At 46.8% G+C, this 14,426-nt stretch carries 11 protein-coding genes; 7 read left to right on the forward strand and 4 right to left on the reverse strand.

Annotated elements, in window-relative coordinates:
* Positions 1-3: 3 nt before the first annotated feature.
* Genes lpxK through kdsB form a run of 3 tightly spaced genes read left to right on the forward strand, consistent with a single transcriptional unit; the run spans position 4 to position 1,947 of the window.
* Positions 4-1,035, forward strand: coding sequence for a tetraacyldisaccharide 4'-kinase (lpxK, locus tag L4D06_RS07025; RefSeq protein WP_274165587.1), 1,032 nt, complete (start codon positions 4-6; stop codon positions 1,033-1,035).
* Positions 1,016-1,195: a Trm112 family protein gene (locus tag L4D06_RS07030; RefSeq protein ID WP_274165586.1), complete on the forward strand. Its 180-nt coding sequence runs from the start codon at positions 1,016-1,018 to the stop codon at positions 1,193-1,195. Before lpxK ends, L4D06_RS07030 begins: the two co-directional genes overlap by 20 nt.
* The gene (gene kdsB, locus L4D06_RS07035; RefSeq protein WP_274165585.1) at positions 1,195-1,947 is read left to right on the forward strand and encodes a 3-deoxy-manno-octulosonate cytidylyltransferase; all 753 of its coding nucleotides are present in this window, start codon (positions 1,195-1,197) and stop codon (positions 1,945-1,947) included. The genes L4D06_RS07030 and kdsB overlap by 1 nt, the downstream gene beginning before the upstream one ends.
* Positions 1,948-2,111: 164 nt before the next feature.
* Here kdsB and elyC read toward each other — a convergent pair whose 3' ends face one another.
* Positions 2,112-2,969 (reverse strand): envelope biogenesis factor ElyC, encoded by an 858-nt coding sequence (gene elyC / locus L4D06_RS07040; protein ID WP_429738464.1) that lies wholly within the window; start codon positions 2,967-2,969, stop codon positions 2,112-2,114.
* A 113-nt stretch (positions 2,970-3,082) separates the two neighbouring features.
* Between elyC and cmoM the strand changes: the two genes are divergently transcribed.
* Genes cmoM through mukB form a run of 4 tightly spaced genes read left to right on the forward strand, consistent with a single transcriptional unit; the run spans position 3,083 to position 10,389 of the window.
* A complete protein-coding gene (gene cmoM / locus L4D06_RS07045) occupies positions 3,083-3,865 on the forward strand; it encodes a tRNA uridine 5-oxyacetic acid(34) methyltransferase CmoM (RefSeq protein WP_274165583.1) in 783 nt (260 codons plus the stop codon).
* Positions 3,866-3,891: 26 nt separating this feature from the next.
* Positions 3,892-5,214, forward strand: coding sequence for a chromosome partition protein MukF (gene mukF, locus L4D06_RS07050; protein WP_274165582.1), 1,323 nt, complete (start codon positions 3,892-3,894; stop codon positions 5,212-5,214).
* Positions 5,195-5,929, forward strand: coding sequence for a chromosome partition protein MukE (gene mukE / locus L4D06_RS07055; RefSeq protein WP_429738467.1), 735 nt, complete (start codon positions 5,195-5,197; stop codon positions 5,927-5,929). Before mukF ends, mukE begins: the two co-directional genes overlap by 20 nt.
* Positions 5,926-10,389, forward strand: a complete 4,464-nt coding sequence (gene mukB / locus L4D06_RS07060; RefSeq protein WP_429738468.1) for a chromosome partition protein MukB — start codon at positions 5,926-5,928, stop codon at positions 10,387-10,389. The genes mukE and mukB overlap by 4 nt, the downstream gene beginning before the upstream one ends.
* Before the next feature lie 118 nt (positions 10,390-10,507).
* Here the strand turns inward: mukB and L4D06_RS07065 are convergent, their stop codons facing one another.
* The 3 genes from L4D06_RS07065 to L4D06_RS07075 form a co-directional block, all read right to left on the reverse strand.
* Positions 10,508-12,823 (reverse strand): methyl-accepting chemotaxis protein, encoded by a 2,316-nt coding sequence (locus L4D06_RS07065; protein ID WP_429738470.1) that lies wholly within the window; start codon positions 12,821-12,823, stop codon positions 10,508-10,510.
* A gap of 332 nt (positions 12,824-13,155) precedes the next feature.
* Positions 13,156-13,662, reverse strand: coding sequence for a GNAT family N-acetyltransferase (locus L4D06_RS07070; protein WP_429738472.1), 507 nt, complete (start codon positions 13,660-13,662; stop codon positions 13,156-13,158).
* Positions 13,663-13,686: 24 nt separating this feature from the next.
* Positions 13,687-14,382, reverse strand: coding sequence for an aspartate/glutamate racemase family protein (locus L4D06_RS07075; protein WP_429738474.1), 696 nt, complete (start codon positions 14,380-14,382; stop codon positions 13,687-13,689).
* Positions 14,383-14,426 lie beyond the last annotated feature (44 nt).

Here is a 14,426-nt window from a genome sequence, read left to right on the forward strand (position 1 = left end):
CGCTTGGCGGGTTTGGTCGAGAAAATTTGGTTTGAAAACCACCCGCTAGGTTGGCTCGCTGCGCCTTTGTTATGGCCTTTGAGCAAGGTGTTTGGGGCAATAGCCAGACAGCGTCGCAAAGCGTTTTTGATGAAAAGTGGTGAGGCTTACAAAGCGCCTGTTCCTGTCATCGTGGTTGGTAATATCACCGTAGGCGGCAATGGCAAAACGCCAGTTGTGATTTGGCTGGTGGAGCAACTCCAAGCACTTGGTATGACTCCGGGAGTTGTCTCCCGTGGTTATGGTGGCAATGCAAAGCAGTATCCTCTGGTGTTGGATGACACCACTACCACTGATGCAGCCGGCGACGAGCCTGTATTGATTTTCCAAAGAACGGGTGCGCCTGTCGCGATTGACCCTGTTAGAAGCGAAGCGGTGAAAGCGTTGCTGCCTCTTGGTGTTGATATTGTTATCACTGATGATGGGTTGCAGCATTATAAACTGGCGAGAGATCTTGAGTTTGTGGTGGTGGATGGCGAGCGTCGTTTTGGTAATGGTCATTACATGCCGTTTGGGCCATTGCGAGAGCAAGTTGACCGTTTAAATAGCGTTGACTTCATTATTTGTAATGGTGATGTCGCACTACCAGGCGAGATTGGCATGGCCTTGTTGCCACATGAATTGGTTAATCTAAAAACGGGTCAGCGGGTTGTTGCCAATAGCTTGCCAAATGCTGTTGCGATGGCTGGGATCGGCAACCCTCAACGTTTTTTCAATACGCTGAATGAATTGGGACAACACCCCATTCATTGCGAGCCCTTCGCGGATCATAAAGCATTTGAAATTGAGAGATTGATGACGTTAGCTGATCAAGGTGAGCATTTGTTGATGACGGAAAAAGATGCCGTTAAATGTCGGGCATTGTTACAACAACACCCAGAAATTGAGAATTGGTGGTATTTGCCCGTTGATGCGAGCTTCAATGCGGATGATACTGCCAACGTAATGAATACCATTAAGAAAGTGAAGGATGGATATGGATCACCGACTGCTTGAAATCGTCGCTTGCCCTGCGTGTAAGGGAAAGCTGAATTACAACAAAGAAAAGAACGAGTTGGTTTGCAAATTTGACCGGTTAGCTTATCCCATTCGTGATGGGATTCCAGTGATGTTGACACCGGAAGCACGTGAATTGACTTCTGAAGAGGTTAAGTAATGAAATTCACCGTGGTGATCCCCGCTCGGTATGCGTCGAGTCGTTTGCCCGCCAAACCTTTGGTTGATATTGGTGGAAAGCCGATGATCCAATGGGTTTACGAGCAAGCGCTGAAGTCTGGCGCTCACAATGTGATTATCGCAACGGATGATCAGCGTATTGTTGATGCAGCGAATGGATTTGGTGCCGAAGTTTGCATGACCCGTGAAGATCACCAATCTGGCACTGAACGTCTTGCGGAAGTGATCGAGAAATACAATCTCGATGCTGATGAAATCATCGTAAATGTGCAAGGTGATGAGCCGTTAATCCCGCCGAGTGTTATTCGTCAGGTTGCAGAGAATTTAGCCAAGAGTGTTGCGCCTATGGCGACGCTGGCAGTTAACATCGATCATGCTGATGAAGTGTTTAACCCTAACGCTGTGAAAGTGGTGACGGATAAAGACGGTTATGCGCTGTATTTTAGCCGAGCGACGATTCCTTGGGATCGCGATAACTTTGCTAAAGTGCCGATGGAGATCCACCATAATCTGAAACGCCATATTGGCATATACGGTTATCGTGCAGGGTTCATTAATACCTATATCAATTGGGCACCAAGCCCGATTGAACACATCGAGTGCTTAGAGCAACTGCGTGTGCTTTGGTATGGCGAGAAAATCCACGTGGATGTGGCTATCGAAGTCCCACCTGCTGGCGTGGATACGCCTGAAGATCTTGAAGTGGTTAGGCAGTTAGTTAATAGCCGTTAATCGACATATTGATTCGTCGAGTATCACGGCCGTACACAACATACTTAGACAAGTAAACTTTACAAAACAAATCCATAAAAAAAGCTGCCTGGTGGCAGCTTTTTGTTTTTCTAACAGACGAATTGTTTTGTCAGTGAACAAATGGAGTCGAGTTAGCCTCGTATCTAATTGGCTGGCGCAATACCTTCGATATCAGTCTCTGGTGTTGGCATAGCCGATTCAGGAGACGTCACAGGGTCCGCTTGCAGTACCGCTTCTTGTAGCGCCACTTTGTCGCGTAGACGTTGCCACAGTTGCCCTAAGCGTTCATGCCAGAAGCGCTCGAATTGCTCGAGGTACTGTGCCCGAGGGCTGTACTTGATCCAAGGCTGTTGAATCTCTTTTTGGGCCATGTAATTCGTTGGTGCTGGGATAGGGTCTAGGCCTGCACTTTGAAATTCATACAATGCGCGAGGCATGTGGCTCGCCGACGTCACCAGTACCAAGTTGCTATCGCCCACGACGGATGCCGCTTGAAAGGCTTCTTCCCACGTGTCCTTTGCTGTTTCAAGCAACAGGATGTTGTTCTTGTTCACCCCCATTGCCATTGCTACCCGAGCCAGCATACGAGCATGGCTCACTTCGTATCCGCCATCATAACCTGACAAAATCAGTTGTGAGGTTGGGTACATGAAGTGAATCCGAATCCCCTCTATGAGGCGCATCAACGCCACTCGCGACAACTCAGAAGTAGGAGGGATTTCGTCATCAACCACGTGACCATGCCCAAGCACCATGACGTAATCAACGGGCTCTTCTGGTTGTAAAAAACGGGTGTGCTGTCTTTCTAGCCCCATTAACAACGATGAAGATATTGGCTGAAAAGATACGAGTCCAATTAACAGCAGTGAAACAAAAACAAAGAACGAACCAAACCCTTTACGCTGCGTGAACCAAATCAAAAACAGACCAAAAAATCCGATTAGCAGTAGTGCAGGGAGGGGCATCAGTAAAGTTGATATAAGTTTTTTTAGTTCAAACATGAAATGTCGCCCGAAATATAGTCAAACAGGGGCCAATAAGTACAACAAACCTTTATTAACGGCAGTCTTATGCGAAAATAGCCCCTTCAGTAGAATATGATAACGAAGGCACTGTGACAGAGGATAGAAATTTCGACGACATTGCCCACAAATTTGTTAAAAACATTTACGGCTCGGGCAAAGGAGAAATCCGCCAAGCCGTTGTTTGGCAAGATCTCGAATCAATTTTGGGACAACTGGGTGAGTCTAAACCACTGGATATTTTGGACGCTGGAGGCGGCTTAGCGCAGCTTTCGCAGCAAATTGCCAACCGTGGTCATCACGTCACTTTGTGCGATCTTTCTTCACAGATGCTCGAGTTGGCGGAAAAAGATATCGAAGCGGCTGGGTTGCTTCCTCAATATCGCTTTGTTCATGCACCCGTGCAGGAAATTGCACAGCATGTGGATAAGCAAACTGATTTGGTGCTTTTTCATGCGGTGATGGAGTGGCTAGCGGATCCGCGAGAAGCTTTGAATGTCATTCTTTCGCAAGTAAAGCCTGGTGGCATTGCGTCAGTGATGTTCTACAACCAAAATGGTTTGCTGTTTAAAAATTTAATATGCGGCAACCTTACCCATGTTGAAGAGGGTATGCCGCATAGAAAGCGCTTTAAGCTTCAGCCTCAAAAAGGCCTTCCACCTGAAGACGTTTATCAGTGGATCGAAGAGGCTGGCTTTAATATTTTGGGAAAAAGTGGTGTACGTACATTCCATGACTACATGAAAGACACAAGAATGGGCGAATATACCTTTGAACAGGTTGTGGCGATGGAGCAAAAGCTTTGCCGCCAAGAACCTTTTATATCGTTAGGGCGCTACATTCATGTGTGGGCGCAAAGACCTCTCGATAAATAATTAGAAATAGACAACAAGGATTACGGATGAGCGAATTCTCTCAGACTGTTCCTGAGTTGGTCGGTTGGGTGAAACAGAATGACTTCTCTCTCAATCTGCCGCCGGAACGGCTGGCATTTCTCCTTGCCGTTGCAGTACTCAGCAGCGAGCGTTATGAGGAGGAGCTAGGGGAAGGGGAACTTGTCGATGCGTTCCGCATTGTGAGTGACCAATTCGATCAAGCTAGCGAGACCATCGCGTTTCGCGCAAACAATGCCATTAACGATTTGGTGCGTAGCCGCCTGTTGAGTCGCTTTACCAGCGAACTGACAGAGGGTGCGAGCATCTATCGTCTTACACCGCTTGCGCTGGGTATCAGCGATTACTATGCACGTCACCGTGAATACAGCTCATTGAAGCTGTCTATTCAGCTCTCCATGGTGGCAGATGAGATTGATAAAGCTTTGTCAGCAGCGTCAGAAGATGGCGATGCTGATTTTTGGCGTAAAAATGTTTACGGCGTACTTAAGTATTCTGTGGCAGAAATTTTCGATCGCATCGATTTGAACCAACGCACCATGGATGAACAACAGCAAAAGGTCAAAGAAGACATTGCTGCGCTGTTAAACCAAGATTGGCAAGCAGCGATTGCTAACTGTGAGCAACTGTTAAACGAAACATCCAGTACGCTGCGCGAACTGCAAGATACGTTGCAGTCGGCAGGTGACCAACTGCAAACACAGCTATTTAATATTCAGGAACAAGTTCAGGGCCGAGACGATCTCGATTTCGTTGATGCCATGATCTACAACTTGCAAATGAAACTCGACCGCATCGTCAATTGGGGCCAACAAGCGATAGACCTGTGGATTGGTTACGACCGTCACGTACATAAATTTATTCGTAATGCCATCGACATGGACAAGAACCGTGCATTTAGCCAGCGTTTACGTCAATCGGTGACAGAATATTTTGATAACCCGTGGTTCCTGACTTTTTCAGATGCCGAACGTCTTCGTGATATGCGTGATGAAGCCTTGGTGCTTCGTGATGACGAAGTGACTGGCGAAATGCCTGCGGAAGTCGAATTTGAAGAACTCACACTGGTTACCGACCAATTGGGCGATCAAATCGCTGACATGCTGTCTCGTCATCGAACAACGGGCGAGGGCATCGATTTGGGCGTTGTTTTGAAAAACTATCTGGCTCAACACCCACAAGCTCGCCATTTTGATTTGGCTCGGATAGTGATTAATCAGGCGGTACGCCTAGGTTATTCACAATCAGATCTCAATGCGATCCAACCGGATTGGCAGGCAATTAACGAATACGGAGCCAAGGTACAAGCGAATGTCATCGATAAATATTGAAGAACTTATGCCAGAGGAATTGGCAAAAGCGATAGCTAACCCTTTGTTCCCAACACTGGATAGCGCGCTGCGTGCTGGCCGCCATATTGCCAGCGAAGATTTGGATAACCACGCTTATCTGATTGAATTTGAAACGCCACTGCAGCATTTCTATCAGCGCTACCATGCTGAGCTAGTGCGAGCGCCGGAAGGCTTTTTCTATCTGCGTCCACGCTCCACATCGTTGATCGGTCGCAGTGTATTGTCAGAGCTCGATATGCTGGTGGGTAAGGTACTGTGTTTCCTCTACCTAAGCCCAGAGCGATTGGCTCAAGAAGGTATTTTTAATACCCAAGAGCTGTTTGACGAGCTCTTGACTCTAGCGGATGAGAAGAAGCTGATGAAGCTGGTGACCTTGCGTGCCAGCGGCTCTGATCTTGATCGTGAAAAACTGTATGACAAAGTGAAAACATCACTTCGTCGTCTTCGCCGATTGGGCATGATTGTCCCAATCGGAGATAACGGAAAATTCCGCGTTAGCGAAGCCACGTTCCGCTTTGGTGCGGATGTTCGAGTGGGTGACGATATGCGTGAAGCGCAATTGCGTTTGATTCGTGATGGTGAAGCGGTTGTTCATACACAAGAGCATGCGCAATCAAGTCTATTGAGTAACGACGAGAGCGATGAATTAGAAATCGACGCGTTAAGCAACGACGATCAGGAGGCTCAGGCATGATCCAACGCGGTAAATACCAATCGCTGACCATGGTTAACTGGAACGGCTTTTTTGCTCGTACCTTTGATATCGATAACCTAGTTACCACCTTGTCTGGCGGTAACGGTGCGGGTAAATCGACCACGATGGCGGCGTTTATTACAGCTTTGATCCCCGATCAAAGCTTGCTGCATTTTCGTAATACCACCGAAGCGGGCAGTTCAACAGCATCACGTGATAAAGGCCTTCACGGTAAACTGAAGCCGGGCGCGTGTTATGCCGCGCTTGATGTGGTGAACTCCCGTAACCAACGTATTTTGTTCGGCGTGCGCCTTCAGCAAGTGGCGGGGCGTGATAAGAAAGTCGACATCAAGCCTTTCATTATTCAAGGTCTGCCTTCACACGTTAAACCAACCGATATTTTGATTGAAAGCGTGTCTGCCAACCAAGTGCGTGTTCGTCAGCTTAATGACGTGAAAGACGCGCTAGGTGAGCACGAAACGGCACATTTTAAAGCGTTTACTTCTGTCACCGATTACCATGCGCAAATGTTTGAGTTAGGTGCGTTGCCTAAGAAACTGCGTAATCAAACGGATCGTTCGAAGTTCTATCGTTTGATTGAAGCATCGCTCTACGGTGGCATTTCAAGTGCGATCACCAAGTCACTGCGCGATTACTTGCTGCCGCAAAACGGTGGTGTGAAGAAAGCCTTCCAAGACATGGAAGTGGCACTTCGCGAAAACCGTATGACGCTAGAAGCGATCAAGCTGACACAGCGTGACCGTGATTTGTTCAAGCACTTGATCACTGAATCGACCAACTACGTTGCGTCTGACTACATGCGCCATGCCAATGAGCGTCGCAAGAAGCTTGAACTGGCATTGCAACGACGTGGCGAGTTGCTGGGTTCTCGTCGCCAGCTAAGTGATTTCCAAGGTACGTTTGGTCGCATGACCGATGAACTGGATGTGCTGACCGATGGACAAGCTCATCTAGAACAAGATTACCAAGCGGCTTCAGACCACCTTCAATTAGTGCAAACCGCGGTTCGCCAGCAAGAGAAAGTGGAGCGCTACCAAGACGATTTGGAAGAGTTAGCCGTACGCCTCGAAGAGCAAATGATGGTGGTTGAAGAAGCCACTGAACAACTTGCGATCTCGGAGGAGCAAGCGCACCTCAACGAAGAAGAAGTTGATAGCCTCAAAACCCAACTGGCGGATTACCAGCAAGCGCTGGATATGCAGCAAACTCGAGCGCTTCAGTATCAACAGGCCGTTAAAGCGTTAGAAAAAGCGCAAGAGATAACGGGTAATGATGATCTTGAGCATCATAATGCAGCAGACATGCTGAATGCGCTGAAAGGTGATGAAGAAGCGCAAACCGCGCAACTTCTGAGCCTGAAGCACAAGTTGGATTTGTCGTCTGCCGCGGCAAAACAATTTGAACGTGGCTTGCAATTAGTGCGTCAGATCGTTGGTGAAGTTTCTCGTGAAGATGCGTCAACCAAAGCACGTGAAGTGATTGCAAAAGGCCGTGAGTTTGCCAATTTGGCAAATAATAGCGACCAACTCACCGCACAGCATCGTGACCTTGAGCGTCAGCTACGCAGCTATCAGCAAGCCAAAACGCTTTCAGAGCAATACCAGCGTCAATTCAACACGGCGGTTGAGTCTGAAGAACTGACCGAGCTTGAAATGGCACGTCAGCAGGAGCGTCTCGAATCGGCGGAAGATGCGGTTGGCGAACAAGCGGACAAACTCCGCGAACTGCAGCGCAGTGAAAATGACATCAATGCCAAAGTGACGGCGTTTGAAAACGTTGCTCCTGCATGGATTGCGGCGCAAGAAGCGCTAGAAAAACTGTCAGACCAAACCGAAGAAAGTCTTTACGACAACCAAGCGGTTCTCGACACCATGCAAACAGTGATGGTGAGAGAACGTCAAACACTGGATACCCGTGACAAGCTGGCCGTCGAAAAACAAACGCTTGAAGCGGAAATTGAACGTTTGGCTCAGCCTGGCGGTAGCGGCGATGCACGCTTGCAATCACTGGCTGACACCTTAGGTGGCACACTGCTTTCAGAAATTTACGATGACATCACGATGGAAGATGCACCGTACTTTTCAGCATTGTACGGCCCAGCTCGCCACGCCATCGTGGTTCCTGATCTTAAAGGCATTAAAGAGAAACTGGTTGATATTGAAGATTGCCCTGACGATCTTTACGTTATCGAAGGCGATACAGATGGCTTTGATGACAGTGTATTCGATGCTGATGAAATGGAAGGCGCGGTTTGCGTTCACCTTAATGATCGTCAGCTTCGCTATTCGCGTTTCCCTAAAGTCCCATTGTTTGGTCGAGCGGCGCGTGAGCATCGCCTTGAAGTGTTGCGTGAAAAGCGTGAAGAGCTGGTTGAAGACTACGCCAAAGCGTCGTTTGATGCTCAGAAGCTTCAGCGTCTAACTCAGAGTTTTAACCAGTTCGTTTCGCATCATATGAACGTTGCGTTCAATGAAGATCCAGAAGCGGCATTGAAAGTATTGCGTGAGCAGCGTAATCAAGTTCAGCGTCAGTTAGGTCAATTGCGTGACAACGAGCAGCAAATTCGCAGCCAACTGACGGGTGCAAAAGAAGCCATTGCGTTGCTGAACAAGCTTCAACATTTGGTGAATGCACTCGAAGATGACGCGGTGGAAGCACGCTTAGACGAAGTTCAGGCACGTTTGGCACAAGCTGATGAAGCTCGCCATTTCACCCGTGAGCACAGCAAGACATTGGCGGAGCTAGAGCCACTCCTGTCCACGCTTGATGCCGACCCTGAGCAGTTTGATGCATTGAATGATGCTTATGTTCACGCTGATGAGTCCTTGCAGTTTCTTAAGAAGAAGTTGTTTGCGCTGTCAGATCTTGTTGAGCGTCGTCACCATTTTGGTTATCAAGATGCGGTGGCATTACTTGATAAGAGCAGTGAGTTAAACGAACAGCTAAAAACCAAACTGGTTGATGCTGAGCGTGCACGTACGCGTTCTCGTGAACACGTTAAGCAAGTTCGCGATCAGGTGAACCAGTACAACCAATTGCTGGCGTCTTTGAAAAGTTCGCACCAAGCGAAGCAAGAAACCGTCGCTGAGTTTAAGCGTGAACTGACGGAGTTGGGTGTTCGCGCTGATGTGGAAGCCGAAGAACGTTCACGTATTCGTCGCGATGAGTTGAATGCACAGCTGTCCCAATCTCGTCAGCGTAAGAGCGAACTAGAGAAAGGCTTAACTTCGGTTGAGCTTGAGATGAAGTCGCTGCTCAAAACACTGAAAAAAGTGAGCAAAGAATATGCTGACTTGCGTACCTTTGTTGTAAATGCGAAAGCGGGTTGGGTYGAAGTCCTCAAAATCGCACGTAATAGTGGTGTTGAGAAGCAGCTTAACCGTCGTGAAATGGCGTACATGTCGGCGGATGAATTACGTTCATTGTCTGATAAATCCTTGGGTGCATTGCGTCTTGCTGTTGCAGACAACGAAACGCTTCGTGACGCACTGCGTTCGTCAGAAGACATGGCGCGTCCAGAACGCAAAGTGTTGTTCTATGTCGCGGTGTACCAGCACCTTCGTGAACGTATTCGCCACGACATTATTCGCACGGATGACCCAGTAGAAGCTATCGAAGAGATGGAAGTTGAACTGGGTCGTTTGACGGAAGAACTGACGCAGCGTGAGAAACGTTTGGCGATTAGCTCTGAGTCGGTTGCGAATATTATTCGCAAAACGATCCAGCGTGAGCAAAACCGTATTCGCGTCTTGAACCAAGGCTTGTCGAATATTGGCTTTGGCCAGGTGAAAGGCGTTCGTCTGAATGTGTCTATTCGCGAGACGCACGCGCAACTTCTTGCTGGCTTGGCGGAAAATGCCGAACAACATCAAGATTTGTTTGGTAACAATCGACTGACCTTTTCTGAAGCGATGGCGAAATTGTTCCAACGTTTGAACCCACACATCGATATGGGCCAACGTTCACCACAAATTTTGGGCGAAGAGCTTCTGGATTACCGCAATTATCTTGAGTTGGGCATCGAAGTTAACCGTGGTACAGACGGTTGGCTACGTGCTGAATCTGGTGCGTTGTCGACGGGTGAAGCGATCGGTACAGGTCAAGCTATCTTGTTGATGGTCGTTCAGAGCTGGGAAGAGGAATCACGCCGCCTTCGAGGTAAAGACGTTATCCCTTGTCGTTTGTTGTTCTTAGATGAGGCTGCACGTTTGGATGCGAAGTCGATTTCGACCTTGTTCGAGCTTTGTCATCGTCTAGATATGCAGCTTCTTATCGCAGCACCAGAGAACATCAGCCCAGAACAGGGCACAACCTATAAACTTGTGCGTAAGATCTTTAACGATAAAGAACATGTGCATGTTGTTGGTTTGCGTGGTTTTGGTGAGGTGTCACAGACAAATGTACCGACCCAAGTGTCTTTAGAAGAGGCTGTCGAGTAACGATCGTCAATTCTAAGCAGAACACAAAAAAATCAAGATACTAAAGACAAAGAAGGCCAGCATTGCTGGCCTTCTTTATGCTTAACGTTCTTTGCTTTTACCCGCGTTTAAAGTGCACTCAAGCAATTTTAAACATCCCAATTTGATGAGTAAGCTTATTCGCTTGCTCATCAATACTATGTGCCGTATCCGTCGTGTCGTGCGCACGCTCGGACACAGAGTTTGCTGAACGCGCTATGTTATTCACATTCATAGTGATCTCTTCGGTCACCGATGATTGCTCATTTGTTGCAGTGGCTATTTGTGCGTTCATGTCATTTATTGCTGTCATCATTTGGGCGATTTCTTCGAGCATATCATTGTTTTTATTACAATTACCCACACTGCTCGCCACGAATTGGTTAGCGCCACTGATACCGCTAACAACTTTCTTCGTTTCCGCTTGCAGCGATTCAACTTTCGCCCGGATTTCTTCTGTTGAGGTTTGGGTTCGGATTGCGAGAGATCTCACTTCATCGGCGACGACTGCAAATCCACGGCCTTGTTCGCCAGCACGAGCCGCCTCTATGGCAGCGTTTAGGGCAAGAAGGTTAGTTTGTTCTGCAATTCCCTGAATAACATCAAGGACAGTACCGATCGAATCACTCTCAGCAGATAATTGCTGCATAGACTCAGTGGCGTCTCCCATTCGAGTGGAAAGTTGCGAAATTTCGCCGACGAGTTGCTGACCGACATCAGCGCTTTGGCGGATAGACTGCACGACAGTTTCTGATGACTCCGATGCATTGTTTGCATAACCAGCGACTTCATTGATTGACGCACTCATTTCGGTGGCGGCTGTTGCTACCTGATTTGAGTTTGTTGCCTGCTGGTCAACTTCATTTCGCATGGAGTCAATATTGCTTTGAATGTTTTTCGATGCAGTACCAAGTGATTTTACCGTAGTATTAGCGCCTTGAATGACGTTCATAAAATCTTCAAGCATGATGTTCATCGATTTTGAAAGTTCAGCAATCTCATCTTTCCCCGAGGCGTTCAATCGTAGGGTCAAATCATGTTCTTTCGCGATGTGAGAAATACGTTTTGTGAGCGCCGTTATCGGTTTACTGATGCTTCCAGCGACAAACCATGCGAGAACCAAAGAGCCTAGAATCAATACACCGCCGATTGCGATGGCGAGTTGGTGTAAGGTTTCTTGCAGCTGATGCACTTCATAGAGCGATTCTGCTGTCTCAATCTCTGCAATCAGCGCCCATTCCTGTCCCAGTATCGAAATGGGACGATAGGCAGCAAATACATTTTTACCTACGTGATTGACGCCAGAAACAAAGCCAGTCTCTCCACCCAGTGCTGCGTTGGTATGTGCGGAATTGATCATCTGTTGTCCCGAAGACGACTCGGTGAACGCAATTCTCTCTACGACCGTATCCGGAATGCCGCTTTTTAGTAAGGTATCAAGATAGGTTTCTTTGTTTTCAGCAAGCATACGTGATTGAGAGCGTATTAATTTGTCTGGACCTACGAGGAAAGTTTCTCCTGTATCGCCCATTCCATCTAATTTCCAGTTTCCTTCATAGGTCATGATGGAATTAATGCTATCTATGGGCATTTGGAAGATAAGCACACCAACATTTTGGCCATTTTTGACGACGGGTGTTCCTACAAATGAAGCTGGGCTGTCGTAAGAAGGGTAGTACGGCGCAAAATCAACGAAACTGAATGCCCCTTTTTCCAGATCTTTGGCCTGAACAAAAGCATCAGCGAGACCGCTTTTACTGTAGGGGCCGCTAATCAAATTTGTGGCGTAATCGAGCTCTTTGAATACCGAATACACGACATTGCCGTCGTTATCCACCAAGAAGATATCGTAATAACCAAACGATTCTAAAAAGGTTCGATAATTACTATGAAAAACATCGTGGATCTCGCTATAAGTCGTTTCATCAGAGGCTTTATCCAATAAATGTTTGTTTCCAAGTGGGTGCTCATTCAGGCCAATGTATGCTTGCTGTAATAGTTTTCCATTGAGACCTATGGTGTCGAGATTTTGTAATACGTCGGATTGTTTGCCGTTTGTTTCGGTGTAGGTGCTGCCAAATTCGCTGGAGTAGTAACTTTTCAGGATCTCTGCTTGATTGGGGGCAAGCACGGCTTCAGTTTCTACACTTTGAAAACTCTGTGAAAACTGGAGCATGGCGTCTTCAGTCATGGTGGAGTTAGCGAGATTTGTTAATTGCTTAACGATAGTGTTGAAGTAGCGCTCAATTTCAGATTTTTTAACTTCTCTCGCTGACATCAACTGGTTTTTGATTTGATGCTCCATTGCTTCGCCGGAGGCTTTGTCAGCCGTTATCGTGAGCAGTGCTGCAGAGATGATGACAGCAGCGGCGCTCACGGTGACGAAAGCAGCTTTAATTTTTGTTGAGATGTTCATGCTGTTTGCTCCAAATTTTAGTCATTGGTTGCAAATTTGATTCTCATTAAGTGTAGGAAAGCTGGCATGATTTGTTACGGAATTCGATATTTTTCCTATAAAGCAAGGTTAACGTTATGAATTTGAACATTAATAAATTATTTGTATTAATTTCCGTAGCTTGTCATCGATAGATTGAAGAGTAAGTCGTGAAATGACAGGTAAAGCCTCAATGTTTGTTTGGCTTTTTACGATGTTGAAAGCGTCTGACGAGACTAAATAAATAGACATGACCAAATGGTGTGATCATGTCTGTTAGAGTAGGGCGCGTATGGCGAAAATTTGCTGTTATTTTAATGATCTAGTGTGGTTTTTTCCAAAATAGCAACTGAGTAGTACTGCTCAAATTTGTAGCCAACATCTGTTAGGTATCCCACTTGTTTGAATCCAAATTTTTCATGCAAGCGTAGAGAGGCGGGATTGGGTAGTGTAATGACTGAATAGGCGCGTCGGATAGGGGAACTGTTCATTTTTTCCAGTAGCGCAGTCATGAGTTCTGAGCCCATTCCTTTTGCTTGTCTTTCATGATGTAAGTAGATAGTTATTTCACTACTGATTTTATAGGCGAGCTTTTCTCGAAATTCACCGTTGTAAGCAAATCCTACAATCATTCCTTGTGCATCTTCTTTGACCAGTACATGGTAATAACCATCGCTGTTTAATAGTTTTTCAAACCATGCTTGTCGGCGCTGTATCGACCAAGGGTCATAATCAAATGTAATTGCTGTGTTCAACACATAGTGGTTATAAATGGCATTGATAGCATCAAGGTCTAAAGCTGTCGCATATCTTATTGTCACTCGGTTATTCCTTTTACAGGGCGACTATTCTTCATTTATCGCTAGTTTAACGGCAGCAGAGGCATGTATCTCTGTGGTGTCATACAGCGGAATGGCTGTGTGTTTTTGTTGAATGAGCAAGCCGATTTCGGTACAGCCAAGGATGACCGCTTCGATGCCTTGCTTGTGAAGGTCATCAATCACAGATAGATATTGTTTGCGGGAATGTGCAGAGATTTTCCCTTGGCAGAGTTCTTGGTAAATAATCTCGTGAATAATGTCTTGATGCCACTCTGGTGGTACAGATACCTCGATACCATGCTCGTTAAGTCGCTCTTTGTAAAAAGGCTGAGACATGGTGAAGCGGGTGCCTAGTAAACCAACGTGTTTGATTCCGTCATGCTTTAATTGCTGGGCCGTCGCATCGGCGATATGAAGTAAAGGGATCGAGATCACCGATTGCACTTCAGAAGCAACTTTGTGCATGGTATTTGTGCCTATCAAAATAAAGCTGGCACCGGCAGTTTCTAGCTTTTTTGCTTCATTGGCGAGTATGGCTGCTGCTGCTTGCCAATCTCCAGCGCGTTGGAGAGATTCAATGTCAGCAAAATCAACACTACTAAGAATCATTTTCGAAGAGTGATGACCGCCAAGCGCTTCCTTTGTTTTTTGGTTGAGCATGCGATAGTAAACCGCTGTGGATTCCCAACTCATTCCACCGATTAACCCAATTGTTTTCATTTGCGTGATCCCTACAGTCCGTTGCTGAAGAAACGATGTTGTCT

The sequence above is a fragment of the Enterovibrio makurazakiensis genome, assembly GCF_050336585.1.
GTDB lineage: Bacteria > Pseudomonadota > Gammaproteobacteria > Enterobacterales > Vibrionaceae > Enterovibrio > Enterovibrio gelatinilyticus.

Bases quoted from the DNA above. Each gene is read 5' to 3' on its own strand.
- mukF (WP_274165582.1), top strand. From the start codon at position 3,892: ATGAGCGAATTCTCTCAGACTGTTCCTGAGTTGGTCGGTTGGGTGAAA.
- kdsB (WP_274165585.1), top strand. From the start codon at position 1,195: ATGAAATTCACCGTGGTGATCCCCGCTCGGTATGCGTCGAGTCGTTTG.
- elyC (WP_429738464.1), bottom strand. From the start codon at position 2,969: ATGTTTGAACTAAAAAAACTTATATCAACTTTACTGATGCCCCTCCCT.
- L4D06_RS07065 (WP_429738470.1), bottom strand. From the start codon at position 12,823: ATGAACATCTCAACAAAAATTAAAGCTGCTTTCGTCACCGTGAGCGCC.
- L4D06_RS07030 (WP_274165586.1), top strand. From the start codon at position 1,016: ATGGATCACCGACTGCTTGAAATCGTCGCTTGCCCTGCGTGTAAGGGA.
- mukE (WP_429738467.1), top strand. From the start codon at position 5,195: ATGTCATCGATAAATATTGAAGAACTTATGCCAGAGGAATTGGCAAAA.
- L4D06_RS07075 (WP_429738474.1), bottom strand. From the start codon at position 14,382: ATGAAAACAATTGGGTTAATCGGTGGAATGAGTTGGGAATCCACAGCG.